This window comes from Maribellus comscasis (assembly GCF_009762775.1).
Lineage (GTDB): Bacteria > Bacteroidota > Bacteroidia > Bacteroidales > Prolixibacteraceae > Draconibacterium > Draconibacterium comscasis.
Genome location: NZ_CP046401.1, coordinates 6,658,430 through 6,677,846, shown reverse-complemented (window position 1 = coordinate 6,677,846; position 19,417 = coordinate 6,658,430). Strand labels below are relative to the sequence as shown.

Here is a 19,417-nt window from a genome sequence, read left to right as displayed (position 1 = left end):
ATAATTTTAGCTTATGGTTATTTTATGTTGGCGAACCAAAACTAACTAAAATCTTGCACATTTGTATAGTTGTCCTGTGGATTATCTGCTTTATAAGCCAAAAACAGTGCTGCCAGAATTATTAATGCCAAAACGTAAAAGCCGATAGAATAATTTCCGGTTTTCAAAAATGAAAAGCTTAAAAGCATAGGCCCCAGGGCACTTGCAAAAACAATCAGTGACATCACAAAACCTGTAATTCGCCCCAGATTTTCGCGCCCGTAAAAACGTGGCCACGTTACAGCCATCAAAACATTGTATAAACCACTGGCAATTCCGTTACCCAAAATAAATCCAAAATAAAATATTCCTCCGTTTAAATTTGCAAGACAAACCAGTGCCAGAATCTCTCCAATAAATATCAGGTACAACAGGTATTTTAATTTTATGCGGTCGCTCACCCACCCGCCACCCAATGAAAGGGCAACAGAAATTACTGAAACAGGTATAAACACCGCCAGTGCTTTTTCGCGGCTTAACCCGGCATTTTCAAAAATAGAAACAAGGTGAAAAGTAAATCCGGTTATATATAGCGCATACATGGCAAGCGGAATAGAAAATAACCAGAAACTCATCGTCTTTTTTGCTTCGGATAATGTAAATTGTTTAAATGGTTTTATAATAACGTCGTGTTCTTTATTTGCATGTTTTTCACCATCGGGGATCATGTCTAAATCCTCAGGGTTATCGCGAAAAAATAAAAATACAAACAGCACAAAGAAAATACCGATAAAAGCCGCCATTAACAGCCATGCCATTCTCCAGGAAGTTCCCTGAATCAACATGTCGAAGGTAAGTGGTGCAACAGAAAATCCAAGTGCCACAAAAATAGCGGAAATTCCGTTTACAAAACCTCTTCTGGCCACAAACCATTTCATCAACATATTCCGTGAAACCATCGTTAAAACTCCCTGTCCGGAAAAACGTAACATAAAAAACAGAATCATCAAAACAGCAACAGCAAATCCGATGTAAAAACCTGAATTGATATCGGAAACAAAGAAATTAATAATTCTGTCTGATTGACTAAGAAATATGAGGATAAAGGCCAGGGCAACTGCCACAATCATTCCTACCCATCGTGCACCATATTTATCGTACATTTTACCTGCCCAGGTCAATACCAGCGAACTACCTATTGTACCAACCATATAGGCAGTACTTAACTGCGTGCGGCTAATTCCAATGGCATCAATCAAATAATCAGTAAATGTAGATACACCCGTTGTTTGCCCGGGGGCACTGGCTAACACACCAACTGTGGAAGCGAATAAAATAATCCAACCGTAAAAGAAAGGAATTTTATTTGGCGAAAAAGGGAAATTGTTAAGTTGCGTTTTTAACTTCATTCCAAAATTTTTCACAAAGCTAAAGTATGTTTGCCGCAAAAAAGGATTTGAAAGTCTTTTTAAACAAAAGGTAAGATTGCGTTAACTTTAATAGCTGACAAGCAGACTGCCAAAATTTGATTTCAAGAAACGATAGATTGTTACAAAAGATAAAAAATACAAAAAATCATTCGAGGTTAAACCCGGCATGGCTAACAACGGCTCCCCAAACAGAGTTTGCTTTTCTTTTACAGATAAAAAATAAACGGCTAACGAAAAACATACCAACAACCCAAATCAGAGCCCGGAAGGAATAGGAAATTCCACTTTTCGTCAATAAAAACCAGCCCGAAATATGATATGTGAATGAGTACAAAATCCACGCTGTCGGCCACCAAAGCTTTTTCCTTCGCCTACTGATTTGGCGAAGGCACCGCGAACTACATCTCGGAGAAACAGTTCCTCACCAACAGGACTAAAAATCATCATCATCGCGATGGAACTGTAACCTCCGGCTACATTAGCCTGCAAAACCAAAATAAACCGGGGAACACAAAGAAGCAAAATCAGGAGAATTCCAAATTTCCAGTTGAATTTGAAAATTTTGCTCCACGTTTGTCTCAGTTCTATTTTCATGATTCGATTAACACATGTTTTATGAAAATAATAAACTGAACCGGGGTAAAAATATAAAGCCGCCTGTAGTTACTGCAACAATAGCGGCGACTAAAACAGCTGCAGCTGCAATATCTTTTACTTTTCTAATTTTTTCATTTTGACCGGGAGAAACAAAATCGGCAAGGTTTTCTACTGCCGTGTTCAGAATTTCAGTAATAATCACAAAAGCTATCGCAAAAATAAGCGCCAGCCACTCAAAACAAGATAACTGTGCAAAAAGTCCCGAGACAATAACTAAAATAGTTGCCAGCAGATGAATGCGGAAATTGTGTTCCTCTTTTGCAAGAATTTTCAAACCGCGAAATGCATAAACAAAACTTTGGATTCGCCCGGGAAAGGAAAACTTTTTATGATTTTTCATTTTGAGGTTATTTTTTATAAACACAAATGTAAAAGAATAATAATGAATAATCATGTCAAATACAGCGCGTAACAATTTATTAGGTATTAAAATCCCTGGTATCCGTTCTGAGCTCCCACTTTTCCTAATTCTTTTTTATCTTTATCCGCTTTCAAACAAATTATCAATCCATGATCATCGTTTTTGTAGCCTATATTATTGTATTAATCGGAATTGTTGCTTATTCAGCACGCCGTTCAAAAACCAATGACGATTTTGTTTTAGGTGGAAAAAAAATCTCAGGTTTTTCACTGGCATTGTCTGAGCGTGCAACCGGCGAATCGGCCTGGTTGCTGCTGGGATTGACCGGAATTGCCTATTCTGAAGGGATGGCAGCCATTTGGATTGCAATTGGATGCGTTTCGGGCATTCTTTTTTTGTGGACATTTTTGGCTGAGCCTTTGCAAAAACTAACGGCTGAAACAGGGGCACTAACTGTTCCCGGACTTTTTTCTAAAAAATTTAAAGGAACTCAACGCAGTTTTGGAATTTTGTCGTCGCTAATTATCATTTTCTTTTTTGTGCTCTATATTGCAGCTCAATTTAGTGGAGCGGGTAAAATATTTAACGACACCTTTAGCATAGACCCTTTCTGGGGGATGGTTATTGGTTCGGCTCTGGTAACAGTTTATACAATGCTGGGCGGATTTATTACCGTCGTTGCTACGGACGCTTTTCAGGCTGTGTTGATGGTGGTAACCTGTGTTGTGCTTCCCATTGTTGCTTTAGGAATTGCCGCCACTTATAACATCAATATCGCTGAGGCGATGGCTAATGCCGACTATTTTGTTCCGCTGAACAGCACTTCTGTAAAACAAGCTACAGGTGGATTACTGATTGTAAACGGATTGAGCTGGGCATTTGGTTATACCGGACAACCGCAACTACTCACCCGAATGATGGCAATGCGCAATAAAAAGGAAACTCGCCAGAGTCGCTGGCTTGCTGTTATCTGGACACTTCTGGCTTATATCGGTGCTTTTATGATTGGAATTATCGGTTATAAGTTGGTTCAGGCAGGCGCTTTGGGTGATGCTGCATCGAGTGTTGCCAACGATGCAGAGAAAATTCTGCCGGCGATGGTCATGACCTTGTTAAACCCGATTTTAGCCGGGATTTTACTTTCAGGCGCTGTGTCTGCTATGATGTCAACCGCTTCTTCACAATTGATGGTGGTTTCCTCGTCGATGACCGAAGATTTTTATCTCCATGTAACCCGGCGGAAAATCGAAGAAAAAAGAATGCTGGCGTTAAATAAGATCCTGACTCTTGTTGTTGGACTGGTTGGTTTTCTGTTGGCAATTACCATGGAGGATACGGTTTACGGATTGGTTTCGTATGCATGGAGCGGAATTGGTGCTTCATTCGGACCTGCGATTGTTTTGCTTATTTTTTGGAAAAAGTTTTCGCGGGCAGGTGTTTTTGCCAGCCTGATTACGGGCACGTTATCGGCAGTGATTTGGAAAACCTGGCTTGCTGATCCAACAGGAGTTTCCGAGCGTTTGGCAAGCTATCTGCTGGCGCTTTTTATGGCTATTTTGTTCAGTTTGCTTGTGCCAGAAAAAGCCCCCAGAAATGCTAGTCAAATTTCAACGAAATAACAGTCTTTACATCAAATCTTATATCAACTGGAATTCGATAATTCTATTCTGATTTTTTAGCAGAAACCATTTCACCCAGTTCATGCTTGTCAAAATTATTGTCTATAAGTTTAGGCTGAAGTCCATCGGGATGTATGTAAATAGCAGCCTTTTGAGTTCCGGCAGAATTCTTAAACGAATTTTTTTCCAATACCAAATCTTTGGCCGGAGAATTGACTGAAAATCCATAACCGCCACCATTTGTTCCGTTGTTTTCAATTATGTTTTTTACAAAAGTATTTCGGTGCGGTGCATTGGCTTCCCGTTCGCCGCGCAAATGAACACCATCGCTTTTGTTGTCGAAAATATGATTATTTTCAAAAAGGACGTCGACATCTTTGTGCCCGGTGCAAATGCCAAAGCGTCCGTTACTATGAAATTGATTGCCTGTGACCTTACTTTGATAAACCCGCCAACAAATAAATAGTCCATCCTGATCGTTATTGTGTACATCGTTATTAGCAATTACCGAAAACGGAGACCCGGTTCCGGGATGCAGCCCCGTATTTCCACTTCCCGAAATTTCGCTGTTTTTTATGGTAATATTTTCAGTGATCTGCCAACTTATTCCTTCTCCGTTAAAATCTTTAACATGCACATTGTCAACTGTTATCTTTTGAGATCTCAAAATAAGGATTCCGGCGCTATTGCAACCATCGGCAAAAAAGTTTTCATCACGGTTTCCATCAGCTGTTAAGTTTGATATTTCTGCATTTTCTGCATCTAACACCTCAATAACCGACGAAGCATTGGAAACCAATCCGTTCTTGTCAGATCGATAGTCGCGAATCAGTCCTTTATCGATATATACCACATTGTCAACAATGTCTGTAATATATGCCGTTGATACGTTCCAGCAACTGCTGTTGTCTGCATCAGTAACCTGAACTTTCATACCAACTTCAAAATCATCTGCATTTTCTACTGTAATTTTTAATTCTCCATAATCGGCATCAACCGTGAAGTTTGTTTGCACACCTTCTGCTCTTTTTAAAATCGTCTCCTTTCCGGAACCGGTAAGTTTTACATTCGACTTTAACCGCACCGGTGCAACAATATTATACGTGCCGGAAGCAAGTTTTACCACTCCTCCGGTTTTAGCTACATAGTCAACAGCGAACTGAATGGATTGATTGTTGAATCCCTGAACATCAGCATCTTTTCCTCCGACAGTTATTTCACGACCGGCAATTTTTGGGGTTACCAGGGCATCCGCTTGAGGAGATTGAGCCCAGGCTGTTACAACCAAAGAAAAACTAAAAAGCGACAGGAAAAATATTGTTTTCATTTTAAAAGGTTCTTGTAAGTTGGTTTAAAACTATTGGTTTGTTTTTACAAGTTTGTATAAATCAAACCCTGACGGAAGATAAATGTTTAATCGGCTAAAAACAAGTGTTAATGCAAAAACTGTTATTTCGGATCTATAAAAATTAATAGATACAATTGTGGAATATCTGAAAATATTGCCTCTGAAACGATGACAATTAAAAAAAATGTACCCCCGTTTTTTGAACACTTCTCAAAGTTTAAGTTTCCTTTTTATTCTTACCATTCCCATTTGGTAGAGAGTTAAAAACGAACTGAAAAATTGAAAGTCGGAAAAGTTGAATCCACATAAAAGACGCCTGGAAAATGCTTCAAAAAAATCGTGACAAAATAAGGCAAGCGGTAAAGTTTAAGTCAAGTAAAGCCCTTTAACGTTTCTTAAACTAAAATCGTCATGGTTCAAAAAAATATTATATTATCTTCGTACGCGCTGATTTTATACAATGCAATTTAATAAAAAAACTATCTGGATAACCGGGGCATCCTCGGGAATTGGAAAAGCTGTTGCTTTAAAAATCTCGGAGGAGAAATCACATCTTATTCTTTCCGGAAGAAATAAGGAGGAACTCGAAAATGTTGCACTCGTTTGTAAACAAAACGGAAGTAAAACAACTGTTGTACCCTTTGACTTAGGTGATGAGAAGTCGGTTGAAGAAGCAGCAAATAAAGTTTTTTCTAAAGATATTAATATCGATGCACTATACCATTTTGGCGGAATCAGTCAACGTTCTTTTGTAAGTGAAACCCCTTTGTTTGTTGATCGTAGAATATTTGAGATCAATTATTTTGGGACGATAGCGCTTACCAAAGCCATTCTTCCTAAAATGATTCAACGCGGAGGAGGACATCTTGCGGTTACCTCGAGTATTGTGGGAAAATTTGGGTTTCCATATCGTTCTTCCTATTCGGCGTCGAAACATGCTTTACATGGTTTTTTTGAAAGTTTACGCGCCGAAAATGTGCAAAATAACATAAAAGTTTCAATCATTATTCCGGGACGCATAAAAACAAACATTTCAATAAATGCCATAAATAAAGAGGGAAAAACACACGCGACAATGGATGACGGGCAAGGTAACGGAATGTCGGCAGAGAAATCAGCTGAAATTATCTGCAAGAAACTAAAACGCGAAAAAAAGGAAATACTGGTGGGAGGAAAAGAAATAATTATGGTTTATATAAGGAGATTTCTTCCATTTTTATATTACAGGTTGTCGTCAAGAGTAAAACCTTTGTAATACGATTTTAAGAAAGTAAAACATGGTAGTAAAAATTAACGGAATACAACAGTTGGGGGTTGGAGTTGAAGATGTTCACGAAGCGTGGAAGTGGTACAGAGAACATTTTTCGATGGACATACGAATGTTTGAAGACGAAGCGGTGGCGGAGTTGATGCTGGCCCATACCGATGGTAAACCAAGAGCCAGACACGCTGTTCTTGCACTTAATATGCGAGGTGGCGGAGGGTTTGAAATTTGGCAGCACAAAGGGAAAAAACCCAAAACTGCCGATTTTGAAATACAACTGGGTGATTTGGGTATTAATGTGGGGAAGATAAAAACTGACAGTGTAAAATCCGCTTACAAAAAATTTTCCGACGAAGGTTTGGATTTACTTACCAAAATAAAAAAAGATCCTGCAGGAAATGATCATTTCTACATGAAAGACATTTATGGAAACATGTGGGAAATAAAAAATCAAAAGGAAGTCTTCAGAAAAAAAGAAAAATCGGTTAGCGGAGGAGTTTTGGGCGCTGTTATTGGTGTAAAAAATATGGAAGAAAGTCTTCCTGTTTACCAGGATATTCTGCAGTACGACAAAGTTGTTTACGATAAAACCGGTGTCTTTGAAGATTTTAGGGGGATTAAAGGCGGAGATAAAAAATTCAGAAGAGTTTTGTTAAAACACTCCGATGTCAAAAGTGGTGCTTTTAGTCCGTTCTTTGGGCAGTCGGTTATTGAATTGGTGCAGGCTCTGGAAGGAGCCCCCAAAGATATCTATGAAGGAAGAATATGGGGAGACCCGGGTTTTATTCATCTTTGTTTTGACATAAACGGAATGGACGCATTCAGAGAAAAAGTAAAGGGAATGGGACATCCGTTTACCGTTGACAGTGCAAAAGCCCTGGAATCGTTCGATATGGGTGAAGCAGCAGGTAATTTTGCCTATATTCAGGCGCCGGAAGGAACACTGATTGAATTTGTGGAAACCCACAGAATACCTCTTATGAAAAAGCTGAACTGGTACCTTGATTTCAGAAAAAGAGGAAACCATCCCCTCCCGAACTGGATGTTAAAATTATTTCGCTTTAAACGTGTGAAAAAATAAAAAGTCCGGTAACAATCGCTCCGGACTTTATAATCTATTTTTTATATCCTTGCTTATTCCTTTACTGAGAATTTGTAAATCGTTGTGGAATTCAATTCCTCACCTGGTTGTAATAAAGTAGAAGGGAAGTCAGGTTGATTCGGACTATTGGGAAAATGTTGAGTTTCCAGACAAAAACCAGTACGTTTTGTATAAGCAACACCACTTTTGCCAATTTCGGTCCCTTTCAGATGATTGCCGGTATAAAGCTGAACTCCCGGTTCGGTGGTAAACACTTCCATATATCTCCCACTTTCCGGTTCAAAAGCACTGGCAGCAAAAGCAAGCTCGCCATCCTCTTTGTTAATTACATAGTTAAAATCGTAACCTGAACCGTATTTTAGCATTTCATTGTCTGCTTCGATTCGTTCTCCAATAGCATGTGGCGTTGTAAAATCAAGTGCCGTTCCGCGAATATCAACAATCTCGCCGCTTGGAATCATTCCTGCGTCGGCAACCGGTGTTGATTGGTTGGCATTAATAACCAAAACATGGTCAAGAATATCGCCGTTTCCTTCACCCCGTAAATTAAAATAACTGTGGTTGGTTAAATTAAAATGACAAGCTCTGTCTGTAGTTAACTTATAATCTATTTTGAGTTCATTGTCGTCGGTCAATGTATAGGTTACACTCACTTTTTTGTTACCTGGGAAGCCAAATTCACCATCAGGACTTTCAAGACTAAAAACAGTAACGTTTCCGTTTTTTTCATAATCCCATACTTTTCGATACCAACTATCGGGGCCAGAGTGCAAACAAGCTTCCCCGTTGTTTACAGGGAAATGATAAGTTTCATCGTCGATGGTAAATTGCGCATTGGCAATTCGGTTCGCAAACGGACCAACCACAGCTCCATGGCTTGCTCCATACTGTTGATAATCATCGACCGATTTAAAACCCAGCATAATGTCAGCATAATTTCCGTTTTTATCGGGCACATAAATCGATACAATTTTAGCACCATAGTTGGTTAACACAACCACCATTCCATTGTCATTTTCCATTGTGAAAGCACGAGTTGTTTTTCCGTCAATAATACTTTCAAAATCAGATTTTTTGTAAGGCATTTCAATACTTTTTTGTTCTGAAGAATCACAGGCTGCAAAAAAGGCAATTAATAATATCAGGCTTAGGTTTTTCATAATCATTAAAAAATTTTGGATTAAAAATACAAAATAGCGTGAAATAGCCGGATAATTTCAAAAAAAGATTATTTTTTCATTCTTATTAAAAACGTTAATTAAACATACATTTAGCATAAATCTTTGATTGTTTCGCGGGAATGTTATTGATTTGTGTTTTAAAATTGAAATATGGAATCGATTCGGGAAATATACAAAATAGGTCATGGTCCTTCAAGCAGTCATACTATGGGGCCGAAAAAAGCGGCTGAACAATTTTTACAGAAAAATTCAGGCGCCAGTCGTTTTGCAATTACACTTTTCGGAAGCTTGGCTGCCACCGGGAAAGGCCATTTAACAGATAAAGTCATCCAGGAGACCTTTAAAAACGAAAATTTTGAAATACTTTGGGAACCCAAAGTATTTTTACCCAAACATCCGAATGCGTTGAAATTTGCCGCTTTTAACAAAGAGAGTACATTGTTAGATGAATGGACTGCATACAGCATCGGAGGTGGTGCCATAATCGATGATTTTTCAGAAACGGAAACAAAGGAAATATACCCACACAAAAATATGGATGAAATCCTAAAATGGTGTAATTCCAACGGAAAACAGTTTTGGGAGTATGTAATCGAATATGAAGGTGAAGAAATCTGGTCGTTTTTGGAAGAAGTGTGGGATGTAATGGAATCGAGTATAAAAAATGGTCTTGAAAAAGATGGTGTTCTTCCCGGTATTTTAAAACTTCCCCGAAAAGCACAGTCATTTTATTTAAAAGGGCAAAATTTTGCTACTCCTTTTAAACGAAGGTCGCAACTGTTTTCTTATGCTTTGGCGGTTTCTGAAGAAAATGCCTCGGGCGGTAAAATCGTGGCGGCGCCAACCTGTGGCGGAAGTGGTGTGCTCCCTGCTGTTCTGAAATATTTCAAAAAAGTATATAAAATAGAAAAAAAAGCCATATTGAGAGCTTTGGCCACTGCTGGTTTATTTGGTAATCTTGTTAAAACCAACGCATCAATCTCAGGCGCTGAAGTTGGTTGTCAGGGAGAAGTCGGAACGGCTTGCGCGATGGCATCGGCAGCTGCTACACAACTGATGGGAGGAACAATCTACCAAATTGAATATTCGGCTGAAATGGGACTGGAACATCACCTGGGACTAACCTGCGATCCTGTTGCCGGACTCGTTCAGATTCCTTGTATTGAAAGAAATGCGTTTGCTGCCGAACGTGCGGTTTCACACAATACCTATGCATTAATGTCAGATGGCCGTCATCGTATTAGTTTTGACGAGGTGGTTGAGACCATGTATACGACCGGAATAGATTTACAGAGCAATTACCGTGAGACTTCTTTGGGAGGACTGGCACGCTGGAGTGCTTCGCCAAAGTCATAATCCGGCCAAATTTTGGTTTTTATTGGGAAAATGAATCTTTATTTCGTCACCTTCATGCCATTTTTTGGCAATAAATGCATAGTCTCCCACGGGAGCAGTATATTTAACACCTTCAACAGTGACTGTAGCTCCGTCGGCCCAGCTTGGAATTCGAACAAAAACTTCAATATACCGGTTTTTTTCCATACTAAAACTCACGGAAATATCTCCTGAATCAGGAAAGTTGGTTTCTTGTTTTATTTTTACTTTACCGTGTAGTGTGTGTTCGTATTGAAGTTCAGCCGGAACAAAAAGATTGATATGAACGTGGTCTACATTTTTTGTAAATATGTATGAAGCTACTAAATTTTCAATTTCTTTGGATTCGTCTTCTGTATTTGTTTTAAAACCGTTAAGAACGATATTCTCCATTTCTTCTGCATATTTTGCTTTGCCCGTAATCTGCATCAGAGTTCCGGTTATTCTAAACCACAAAACCGCGTCATTCAAATTTAATCTCGAATGACTCATGTTTGCAGCAACTTCGTTCCAGGCTTTTTCAAAATTTTTGAGGTTAAAATTTGAATCTTTGGAAAGATACATTTCCTGAAACCGGTTCAATTCTCTCAAATACCCGCCGGAGCCCACATTTTCTTCGAAAGTTAAATTAGAATCGCGATTGGATAGCCCCAACTGCCCGGGTATTTTTACCTGATCTAAAGATACCTTTTCGGAAACCGGTTCAGGAAAGCGATTTTCTCTGCCACAAGAAAGGAGAAAAAATATAACGGAAAAATACAAAAATCGATTCATGACAACTCAATTGTTCTGTTTCAGCATTAGTAACATTATTCTACTGAATCGGTTCATCCGGGCTCAAAAAATTGTTTTTTGAATATACAAAGCCAGTTTGGAAAAGGAATCACTGTCAACAAGCTTTTCGTAAAAACCTACATAAAATATTTGATTTGAATTAAGCAACGGAGTGGCATTTCTTCCTCTTCCGAAACCAAAAACAACCATGCCATCTTCTGATTGTAATCCGTTGTCCGAGTCGCCCAAAAATCCAAAGGTATCAGAATTCTTGTCTGCTCTTTTTTGCACCAAAAACAAAACTCTTTTGAAATTCTGATGCCCAAAGAAAACCCAATCCCATTTTCCATATTCTTCTTCGCTCCTGTAATAATCAGGCATTGATGTTTTTAATCCCTTATGTGTTCCCCAATATTGTCGTTCAGGATTAAACTCTCCTCCCGGGACGCCTTCATATAGGAACCAATAATTTCGTTCGGAGGCTGGAGTGCTTAAAACCTGGACTTTCATATACTTGCGGAAAAACTCATATTGCCATTCCCATTTTCCATTCAAACTTTTTATCCGAATCCGGTTTTCTTCGTCTTTAAAACACATTACTTTTTCAAATCCGGGATGGCCGGTTCCGTTATCATCGCCTCCGTAAACAAAATTTGGCATTCCCCTGAAATCACCCGCCGCCGATTCAGGATATTTTTCTTCAGCTAATCTCTTCCACTGAATCCAATCTTTCCCTTGTTTGTCAGTTAAAGATGAAATCCCTCCAGAATATTTATCAATAAGAAAAGTAGCATTTGATATTTCCACTTTGTAATGCAACCGTTTTTGAAATGTAGTTTCTGAAATTTTAATCTGTGCCTGCGCCGTCGGCACAAAAAGAGAAACCCACAATGTCAGGATAATAAATATTATTTGTATAAATTTATTCATTTTGGTATCACATCTGAATAAAAAGTTTTGCTGTATTTCCCATTTTTTAATGAACAACTAAAATTACAAAAAAATAATTCTATATATTTGCACCATTATTAATTTAAAAAAGCTACGATGAAACTCTCTATTTTCATTCCCGTCATGTCCACGCTGCCGTGCTAGAGCAGTTCAGAGAGATTTTTCAAGTAGTTTATTCACCTTTTTTTCATAATTTTCACATACCATGTCAGGCAAAAAAATAAAAGTTTTGTCTTTAACGAGATTCAAAAAGTTAGATTTTAAAGTCATATGGCAGGATATAAAAGAAGCCATATCAGGAACCGAACGCGATTTTACCGAAACCAGCCTTGGACAAGCCATTTTTATCCTTGCTGTGCCAATGGTTTTGGAAATGATAATGGAGTCGGTTTTTGCAGTTGTTGATATTTTCTTTGTTTCAAAACTCGGTGCCGATGCCGTGGCAACTGTAGGAATTACAGAATCGGCAATGACAGTAGTTTACGCCATTGGAATGGGATTGAGTTTGGCTACAACTGCACTTGTTTCGAGACGGATTGGAGAAAAAAACAAAAAGCAGGCAGGAGTTGTTGCTTTTCAGGCAATAATGGTTGGTGTTATTATTTCAGTTTGTATTGCCATACCAGGCATTTTGTTTGCCGGTGAGTTTTTAAAATTAATGGGAGCTACCGACAGCATGGCTGCCGAAGGATACATGTTCCCTGCAATTATGTTTGGAAGTAATATGGTAATCATGCTGCTTTTTATCATAAATGCAGTGTTCCGGAGTTCCGGCGATGCGGCAATTTCGATGCGCGTAATGTGGTTTGCCAATATTGTAAATATAATTCTCGACCCACTGTTAATATTTGGTTACGGGCCATTCCCTGAACTGGGACTGGCAGGTGCAGCAGTGGCAACAACAACAGGAAGAGGTTTGGCCGTTATTTATCAGTTCTATCTGCTGTTTCGGGGAAAACACCGTATCCGTTTGTATTGGCACAGTTTAAAAATACGGGCAAATGTGATGGCAAAACTTATCAGAATTTCCGGAGGCGGAATATTGCAGAACTTAATAGCAACATCGAGCTGGATTTTACTGGTTCGTATCATTGCTGTTTCAGGCCCGGAAGCACTTGCAGGCTATACCATTGCCATCCGCATAATTATTTTTGCACTGTTGCCGGCCTGGGGGTTAAGTAATGCAGCGTCGACACTGGTAGGCCAGAATCTGGGAGCGAAACAACCGGAAAGAGCTGAACGTTCGGTGTGGATCACCGGTTATATAAACATGATTTTTATGGGTAGTTTGGGAGTATTCCTTGCAGCTTTCCCCGAGTTTTTTATTCGCCTGTTTATAGCCGACGCGGCTGTTGTTCAAAATGGAACAATGGCATTGCGAATCATCAGTTTCGGATTTCTCTTTTATGCACTGGGAATGGTTCTGGTACAAGGATTTAACGGCAGCGGAGATACCAACACACCTACCCGGATAAATCTGATAAGCTTCTGGCTGTTTGAAATTCCATTGGCATATTTTCTGGCTATTGTTATGAAAATGGGATTAACCGGAGCCAGTATTTCCATTGTTGCTGCGGAAACACTGCTGGCTTTAATCGCCCTTTTTATGTTCAGAAAAGGCAAATGGAAATTGAGAGAAGTATAGGAGTTTAACCAAATCATATTGTTTATTTTCTTCGGACAGGGGATAAAAAAAGCCGGCTGTAAAAACCGGCTTTTTCTAAATATTCTTAAGTGCTCTGTTTTTAAAGCTCTTTTACTTTAACGCCTTCAATAAAATAGACAATTTCAGCTTTATCCTGAGACTCGGCTATAATTTTGTGCGCCTGTGCCACTTCAGCATTTTCTTCTGCTTCCGAATCGGCTTCATGTTCGCCCGGATTATGTGCATCAGCTTCCGTTTTAACTTCTTTCAATACGCCAACAATTTCAAGTTCGCTTCCCATTTGCTCCTGACTGAAAGCCCCGATTTTTTCTCCGGCCTCGATTCTGATGTTGATTTCTTCGTTACTTCCCATCAGGAAACAACGTTGTCCCCCGTGCTGACAAACATGCATAACTGTTCCTTTTACAACCACTTCTTTGTCAACAACATCGGCGGCATTTTTATATAAATCATCAACGGAATAAACAACTGCTTCAACTTCCGGAGCTGCAGTTGTTGTTTGTTCCTGATTTTTCGGGCTGTTTCCACAACTAAAAAGAAACAGGGCAAATAAACTAAATAGTGCTAATTTTCTCATTTACGTATAATTTTAAGGTTTACATGTACACAATTACGAAAAACAAAGGTACAACAATTCCAGCAATTGTTAACCACCATCCCCAGCGACTAAAACCTCTTTTCCCCTTCAATAGGAATAAGCCGGAAACAGCTACGAAAATTAAAACTGTTGCCATAATATCACTTACCCACTTCCAGAGTGTTCCAATAGATGCCTTATGCAATTTATTCATTTCGAATATTACCGGACGTTTCTGCAAATAGTGCATAGTACCCTTCCCTTTTTCCGGATTAATTACAATTTCACCATTTTCGATAAAAATCTTTATCATTCTCTGGTTGTTCAGATAATGCTTTTTGTAGACCACCTTTCTGTCGAGTGATTCTAAAACCGACTTGATTTCATCAACGCTCGCATCGGCGTTCAAATTTCCGGTGATTTGAAAATCGGTAATAAATATTTTGTAATCAGGATTAAAATCATGCCTGTGATTTAAAAATATGCCTGATAAACCATACACCACTGTCATTGCTACAATAAAATAACCAAAATCACGATGTAAAATGCGCAATAATCTTCTAATTTTCATTTGGAAGAATTTTTTTGCTGCGAATATATTACTATTTGCAAAAACCTAAGTGCAAAAGGATTAAATATTACTATTCTTTTTTATTGATAAATATAGTTGTATAAATTTCAAAAAATAAAGTAAATCGGTTTAGCTAAAGTAGCCTGTTTTAACATCTTGTATAAATTTCAAAAAGGTAGCACAATAATCATTGGCACTAACATATTGTTAAAAAAAGCATATGTCAAGTTACTATTGTTAAAAACAAAATGGAATTATACTGGAAATTAACACCTTACAATATTGACAAAGTGCTGGTATTTTCATAACTTGTATGTTCCTAGTATACTAGGGCTCTGGTTTTATCACAACTTAATTGGGTGCCACCGGCTATTGAGCCGGTGGTTTTTTTATTGCTAAATAATGATAATTCAGTATTTGTTTTATTATTTTAAAAAACTAAATTTGATGTTATCATAATAAAGCCAAACTTTAACCTTTTTTGCACCCATCTTATGAAAAAAATATTTGTTGCCTCTTCAATTCTATTTTTTAATCTGTCATTATTAGTTGAAGCCCAAGATATAGTTCCTCCCACTTTAAATTGTCCAACTTTGCAATATGACTGCATCATCAATAATCAAACATTGGGAAATTATTCTATCATTAGGTTCTTGGAGGATGGAGGAACTTTTTCAGACAATATCCAAATAGATTCGTCTTCATTTCAAGTTTTGGACGTTGTTTCTAATGGAAATCAATGCCCTGAATTTATTACTCGTACACTTGAAATTAGGGATACCTCTGGCAATGCAACTACTTGCACTCAGCAAATTGAAATAAATGATTATACTCCTCCTGAATTTTCTTCAATTCCGAACAATATAACAGTAGATTGTGCAAATAACATTCCTCCTGCTGATGAGAACATATTGGTTACTGATAATTGTGGAGAGGTTACAGTATCGTTCTCCGAAACAGTTTCAGATTCTTCCTATGCAAATTTATTTACAGTTACAAGAGTTTGGATTGCAACTGATGACTGTGGAAATACAACTCAAGCCTTCCAGTATATACAAGTCATTGATACTTTTCCTCCAATTTTTGTTCCTGCTTTTAAAGACACAATAATTAGAGGGATAGATGAAATGCCTTATCCCGAAATTGAAATTATTGAGAATTGTGGCCTTAAAACGTCATCTTTTGTTGATTTGTTAGATCCGGCAAATACAGGAACTACTAGGGTTATCCGAATCTATCGTGCAGAAGATGATTGTCATAATACAGCAACTTTTCAACAAAAGTTTTATATTAGTGAAAATAATTTCACAATAACTTCCTGTACTACAGACACAACTATTTCTAGTTGCTCGTATAATTCCCAGGTCGAAGTTGAGGAAGTTTTCGATACCTGGCTGGAAAATTCGACACCTGAAGTTTTAGCATATTGCGATGTTGAAATGACAGCTACATACCCTTATAAACCAGATATTTGTGGTGGTACTGTTGAGGTGACATGGCATATATCTGACACCCTTGGAAATGTAGATAGTTGTAAAGCATCTTTTATAGTCGCCAACGATAATTTAATTTCAGTAACTTGTCCTCCGGATACAATGGTAAACGATTTTAACGAAATTCCCACACCATATAATACTTTGGATGATTTTGTCAATTCAGGAGGAGTTTATTCAACAATCTGTAATTCAGATACCATTATTTTCAATTTATTATATGAACATCTGGATACAACTTTAACGCCGGATGTACTTAAAAGAACATATTCAATTCTTGAAGCGTGTGGAAATATCACTATTTGTGTTCAGGTTATAACTATTGAGAAATCAACACCGGTTAGAGAATTCAAAAAAGTAATTTTTGATTGTAACATTTTTCCCAACCCTACTGACGGTGTTTTTACTATAGAATTAAGTGGATTAAAAAGTTCCAAAGTAAAAATATATATTACCAATATGGAAGGACAAGAGATCTCTGAAAAAGAATTTTACATATCTGGTAATTTTCTGAGACAATCCATAAATCTTCACGGCTTCGCAAAGGGAGCATACAACCTTATTATTCAAAACGGAGAGAATGCTATTTCAAAATCAGTTATATTAAAATGATATTGATATAATCAAGTCACCGAGTATATACCCGGTGAATTTCATCTCGCTTTTTTGGGTTCAGGAAGTATAATATTCATTTAGTGAAATAACATCTTCAGAACTGCAAACGGGGCAACTAACTCCCTCTTCGGCATAATGATTAAAACTGGCCTGGCAGGAGTTACATTTAAACCAGTTTTTATCAAAATAAATATCACCACCTCTGAAAATTATGTCTCTTCCTTCCACAAACGCAGTAGCCACTTTATTTCGTGCCTCTTCATAAATACGCGTTAATGTTGGCCTCGAAATGTCCATATGAACCGCCGCCTCTTCCTGCGTAAGATTCTGGTAATCGAGTAAACGAATCGCTTCATATTCTTCCAGAAGAAGATGAACTTCGTTTGATTTTCTTCCCCGAACACCAAAAACTGACATTCCCTTAATCACAGGGGGTACCTGAATCCTTCTGTTACGTTTTCTTCTAGGCATATTAAATAGTGTTAAGTTTGCTCAATAAAAAATGATCTGCTAAAACCATAGCTGCCATAGCTTCCACAATGGGTACTGCACGTGGCAATACACACGGGTCATGTCTTCCTTTCGGATTTATCGTAATTTCATTGTTGCTCTTGTCAACTGTTTTTTGCTCTTTTAACAATGTTGCAATGGGTTTAAAAGCAACCCGGAAATAAACATCTTCTCCATTTGAAATTCCTCCCTGAATTCCTCCTGAATTGTTTGTTTTTGTTCGCACACCATCCGATGTTTTTATAAAAACATCGTTGTGCTGCGAGCCACTGAGTTTTGTCCCTTCAAAGCCGGAACCATATTCAAAACCTTTAACGGCATTTATTCCCAACATAGCAAAGCCCAGGTCGGCGTGAAGTTTGTTAAAAACAGGCTCGCCCCACCCTGCCGGAACACCTTTTGCAACACCGGTAATTACACCGCCAACTGTATCGCGATCTTTTGCAGCAGCCTCGATTCTTGTTATCATTTTTTCTGCTGTTTCAGGATCGGGACAACGAACTATATTATCATCTGTTTTTGACAAATCAATTTCAGTATACGATTTTTTTAGCTGAATTTCTCCAACCTGCGATACAAAAGCCTGAATCGATATTCCCCGGCTTGCAAGAATTTGTTTAGCAATTGCACCAGCTACTACACGGGCAATCGTTTCACGGGCAGAAGAACGGCCTCCTCCGCGATGATCACGCGTACCATATTTTTTTGTATAAGTATAATCGGCGTGCGACGGACGATAAACATCCTTTAAATCGTTATAATCTTTTGAGTGCTGGTCTTTATTCCAAATGGCAAAAGCAATGGGAGTTCCCTGTGTTTTTCCTTCAAAAACTCCAGAAAGAAATTCAACCTGGTCAGCCTCTTTTCGTTGTGTAGTAATTTTTGACTGTCCCGGTTTTCTGCGGGCAAGGTCTTTCTGAATTAAATCAATATCCAGGTCCAGTCCCGCGGGGCACCCGTCAATTATACCACCAATTCCTCTTCCGTGCGACTCACCAAAAGATGTTAACCGAAAAATTTTTCCAAATGTATTCACTTATCAAAGTTAATTAAAAACTTCTGTTCACAGCTTTTTGTATAAATCCCAAGGATACACTTTTTATATAGAACCGTTTATTTTTCCGGTAACTCCTGTCAATTTTGGGTTATAAAAAAGTTGTTCCAGAATATTAAAACAAAAACCTCGTTTTCTGGTTCAACAAGAAAACGAGGTTAATGTTAAATAAATTGAACTAATAATCAAAATATCTTACTAACAGCCACAACCACATCCACCATGAGAATGGTCTGTGCTGCAGGAGTCTTCCGTTCCGCAACCGCCGCTTCCACATCCGCAACCGCCTCCTGAAAGTACCTGAGAAAGCTCTTCTTCCGACGCTTCCCTTACTTCCAAAACTTTTCCGCTAAAATGTAAATCTTCTCCGGCAAGTGGATGGTTAAAATCCATTTTAACAGTATCATCATTTACTTCGAGCACAAGACCGTTTAAACGCTGGCCATTGCTACTCATCATAGGAACCATATTTCCCTCTTTTATCAATTCTGAGTCAAAGCTACCATCCACTAAAAAAACCTGCTTGGGCAACTCCACAACAGCATCCTCGTTTACTTCGCCGTAAGCATCATTTTTTTTCAGCTTAATTGTAAATGGCTCTCCCTCACTCAAACCAGCAAGATGCGACTCAAACTTTGGCAGCATAACTCCGGCACCATATAAAAATTGTAATGGTTGCGCTTCCGTTGCCTGCTCAATTACCTCTCCCTTCTCGTCGTCGATTCGTAAATCGTACGTTAACGTAACCATCGAATATTTACCAACTTCTATGGATTGTTTTTCAACTTCTAACATATAAATGATCTTTTAAACTTTATTGCAAATAAACACTTTTTAAATCAATGAACAAAATACAAAACTGTCTTTTTATGTCATTATTAACAAATAAGT

18 protein-coding genes are annotated in these 19,417 nt (G+C 38.2%); 6 read left to right on the top strand and 12 right to left on the bottom strand.

The genetic code is table 11. From position 1 onward, the window contains the following. Positions 1-41: 41 nt before the first annotated feature. The 3 genes from GM418_RS26890 to GM418_RS26880 all read right to left on the bottom strand — a co-directional run bounded on the left by GM418_RS26890 (position 42) and on the right by GM418_RS26880 (position 2,406). Entirely contained in the window at positions 42-1,388 is a 1,347-nt protein-coding gene (locus tag GM418_RS26890; RefSeq protein WP_158870738.1) for an MFS transporter, read from the bottom strand. Positions 1,389-1,700: 312 nt separating this feature from the next. Next, the gene (locus GM418_RS31555) at positions 1,701-2,003 is read right to left on the bottom strand and encodes a hypothetical protein (protein WP_217447606.1); all 303 of its coding nucleotides are present in this window, start codon (positions 2,001-2,003) and stop codon (positions 1,701-1,703) included. A 19-nt stretch (positions 2,004-2,022) separates the two neighbouring features. Further along, a complete protein-coding gene (locus GM418_RS26880; RefSeq protein ID WP_158870736.1) occupies positions 2,023-2,406 on the bottom strand; it encodes a diacylglycerol kinase family protein in 384 nt (127 codons plus the stop codon). A 170-nt stretch (positions 2,407-2,576) separates the two neighbouring features. Between GM418_RS26880 and GM418_RS26875 the strand changes: the two genes are divergently transcribed. Continuing rightward, positions 2,577-4,046 (top strand): sodium/proline symporter, encoded by a 1,470-nt coding sequence (locus GM418_RS26875; RefSeq protein ID WP_158870734.1) that lies wholly within the window; start codon positions 2,577-2,579, stop codon positions 4,044-4,046. A gap of 43 nt (positions 4,047-4,089) precedes the next feature. Here GM418_RS26875 and GM418_RS26870 read toward each other — a convergent pair whose 3' ends face one another. Further along, on the bottom strand, positions 4,090-5,373 hold the full coding sequence (locus GM418_RS26870) for a right-handed parallel beta-helix repeat-containing protein (RefSeq protein WP_158870732.1): 1,284 nt from the start codon (positions 5,371-5,373) through the stop codon (positions 4,090-4,092). 481 nt (positions 5,374-5,854) lie between these two features. On the opposite strand from GM418_RS26870, the gene GM418_RS26865 reads away from it, so the two are divergent. Next, on the top strand, positions 5,855-6,649 hold the full coding sequence (locus GM418_RS26865; RefSeq protein WP_158870730.1) for an SDR family NAD(P)-dependent oxidoreductase: 795 nt from the start codon (positions 5,855-5,857) through the stop codon (positions 6,647-6,649). Between the two features lie 22 nt (positions 6,650-6,671). Then, positions 6,672-7,739 (top strand): VOC family protein, encoded by a 1,068-nt coding sequence (locus GM418_RS26860; protein WP_158870728.1) that lies wholly within the window; start codon positions 6,672-6,674, stop codon positions 7,737-7,739. A 53-nt stretch (positions 7,740-7,792) separates the two neighbouring features. On the opposite strand, the gene GM418_RS26855 is transcribed toward GM418_RS26860, so the two are convergent. Continuing rightward, positions 7,793-8,920: an aldose epimerase family protein gene (locus GM418_RS26855; protein ID WP_158870726.1), complete on the bottom strand. Its 1,128-nt coding sequence runs from the start codon at positions 8,918-8,920 to the stop codon at positions 7,793-7,795. 171 nt (positions 8,921-9,091) lie between these two features. Between GM418_RS26855 and GM418_RS26850 the strand changes: the two genes are divergently transcribed. Continuing rightward, entirely contained in the window at positions 9,092-10,297 is a 1,206-nt protein-coding gene (locus tag GM418_RS26850) for an L-serine ammonia-lyase (RefSeq protein WP_158870724.1), read from the top strand. Here the strand turns inward: GM418_RS26850 and GM418_RS26845 are convergent. Together GM418_RS26845 and GM418_RS26840 are read right to left on the bottom strand one after the other, a co-directional pair. After that, on the bottom strand, positions 10,292-11,089 hold the full coding sequence (locus GM418_RS26845) for a glycoside hydrolase family 127 protein (RefSeq protein WP_158870722.1): 798 nt from the start codon (positions 11,087-11,089) through the stop codon (positions 10,292-10,294). The genes GM418_RS26850 and GM418_RS26845 overlap by 6 nt on opposite strands. A gap of 63 nt (positions 11,090-11,152) precedes the next feature. Then, positions 11,153-12,019, bottom strand: coding sequence for a hypothetical protein (locus GM418_RS26840; RefSeq protein ID WP_158870720.1), 867 nt, complete (start codon positions 12,017-12,019; stop codon positions 11,153-11,155). A gap of 226 nt (positions 12,020-12,245) precedes the next feature. Between GM418_RS26840 and GM418_RS26835 the strand changes: the two genes are divergently transcribed. After that, the gene (locus GM418_RS26835; protein ID WP_158870718.1) at positions 12,246-13,685 is read left to right on the top strand and encodes an MATE family efflux transporter; all 1,440 of its coding nucleotides are present in this window, start codon (positions 12,246-12,248) and stop codon (positions 13,683-13,685) included. 100 nt (positions 13,686-13,785) lie between these two features. Here the strand turns inward: GM418_RS26835 and GM418_RS26830 are convergent, their stop codons facing one another. Next, positions 13,786-14,283 (bottom strand): hypothetical protein, encoded by a 498-nt coding sequence (locus GM418_RS26830; RefSeq protein ID WP_158870716.1) that lies wholly within the window; start codon positions 14,281-14,283, stop codon positions 13,786-13,788. A gap of 19 nt (positions 14,284-14,302) precedes the next feature. After that, positions 14,303-14,854, bottom strand: coding sequence for a PepSY-associated TM helix domain-containing protein (locus GM418_RS26825; protein WP_158870714.1), 552 nt, complete (start codon positions 14,852-14,854; stop codon positions 14,303-14,305). Between the two features lie 494 nt (positions 14,855-15,348). On the opposite strand from GM418_RS26825, the gene GM418_RS26820 reads away from it, so the two are divergent. Continuing rightward, positions 15,349-16,959, top strand: coding sequence for a T9SS type A sorting domain-containing protein (locus GM418_RS26820; RefSeq protein WP_158870712.1), 1,611 nt, complete (start codon positions 15,349-15,351; stop codon positions 16,957-16,959). 60 nt (positions 16,960-17,019) lie between these two features. Here the strand turns inward: GM418_RS26820 and GM418_RS26815 are convergent, their stop codons facing one another. The 3 genes from GM418_RS26815 to GM418_RS26805 all read right to left on the bottom strand — a co-directional run bounded on the left by GM418_RS26815 (position 17,020) and on the right by GM418_RS26805 (position 19,321). After that, entirely contained in the window at positions 17,020-17,433 is a 414-nt protein-coding gene (locus tag GM418_RS26815) for a DUF134 domain-containing protein (protein WP_158870710.1), read from the bottom strand. A gap of 1 nt (position 17,434) precedes the next feature. Further along, complete coding sequence (aroC, locus tag GM418_RS26810) at positions 17,435-18,508, bottom strand: chorismate synthase (protein ID WP_158870708.1); 1,074 nt, start codon at positions 18,506-18,508, stop codon at positions 17,435-17,437. Positions 18,509-18,724: 216 nt separating this feature from the next. Beyond that, on the bottom strand, positions 18,725-19,321 hold the full coding sequence (locus GM418_RS26805; protein ID WP_158870706.1) for an FKBP-type peptidyl-prolyl cis-trans isomerase: 597 nt from the start codon (positions 19,319-19,321) through the stop codon (positions 18,725-18,727). Between the last annotated feature and the right edge of the window lie 96 nt (positions 19,322-19,417).

What these genes read in the sequence shown, in the direction of transcription:
- GM418_RS26890 (WP_158870738.1), bottom strand. Translation starts at nt 1,388, where the DNA reads ATGAAGTTAAAAACGCAACTTAACAATTTCCCTTTTTCGCCAAATAAA.
- GM418_RS31555 (WP_217447606.1), bottom strand. Translation starts at nt 2,003, where the DNA reads ATGAAAATAGAACTGAGACAAACGTGGAGCAAAATTTTCAAATTCAAC.
- GM418_RS26880 (WP_158870736.1), bottom strand. Translation starts at nt 2,406, where the DNA reads ATGAAAAATCATAAAAAGTTTTCCTTTCCCGGGCGAATCCAAAGTTTT.
- GM418_RS26875 (WP_158870734.1), top strand. Translation starts at nt 2,577, where the DNA reads ATGATCATCGTTTTTGTAGCCTATATTATTGTATTAATCGGAATTGTT.
- GM418_RS26870 (WP_158870732.1), bottom strand. Translation starts at nt 5,373, where the DNA reads ATGAAAACAATATTTTTCCTGTCGCTTTTTAGTTTTTCTTTGGTTGTA.
- GM418_RS26865 (WP_158870730.1), top strand. Translation starts at nt 5,855, where the DNA reads ATGCAATTTAATAAAAAAACTATCTGGATAACCGGGGCATCCTCGGGA.
- GM418_RS26860 (WP_158870728.1), top strand. Translation starts at nt 6,672, where the DNA reads ATGGTAGTAAAAATTAACGGAATACAACAGTTGGGGGTTGGAGTTGAA.
- GM418_RS26855 (WP_158870726.1), bottom strand. Translation starts at nt 8,920, where the DNA reads ATGAAAAACCTAAGCCTGATATTATTAATTGCCTTTTTTGCAGCCTGT.
- GM418_RS26850 (WP_158870724.1), top strand. Translation starts at nt 9,092, where the DNA reads ATGGAATCGATTCGGGAAATATACAAAATAGGTCATGGTCCTTCAAGC.
- GM418_RS26845 (WP_158870722.1), bottom strand. Translation starts at nt 11,089, where the DNA reads ATGAATCGATTTTTGTATTTTTCCGTTATATTTTTTCTCCTTTCTTGT.
- GM418_RS26840 (WP_158870720.1), bottom strand. Translation starts at nt 12,019, where the DNA reads ATGAATAAATTTATACAAATAATATTTATTATCCTGACATTGTGGGTT.
- GM418_RS26835 (WP_158870718.1), top strand. Translation starts at nt 12,246, where the DNA reads ATGTCAGGCAAAAAAATAAAAGTTTTGTCTTTAACGAGATTCAAAAAG.
- GM418_RS26830 (WP_158870716.1), bottom strand. Translation starts at nt 14,283, where the DNA reads ATGAGAAAATTAGCACTATTTAGTTTATTTGCCCTGTTTCTTTTTAGT.
- GM418_RS26825 (WP_158870714.1), bottom strand. Translation starts at nt 14,854, where the DNA reads ATGAAAATTAGAAGATTATTGCGCATTTTACATCGTGATTTTGGTTAT.
- GM418_RS26820 (WP_158870712.1), top strand. Translation starts at nt 15,349, where the DNA reads ATGAAAAAAATATTTGTTGCCTCTTCAATTCTATTTTTTAATCTGTCA.
- GM418_RS26815 (WP_158870710.1), bottom strand. Translation starts at nt 17,433, where the DNA reads ATGCCTAGAAGAAAACGTAACAGAAGGATTCAGGTACCCCCTGTGATT.
- GM418_RS26805 (WP_158870706.1), bottom strand. Translation starts at nt 19,321, where the DNA reads ATGTTAGAAGTTGAAAAACAATCCATAGAAGTTGGTAAATATTCGATG.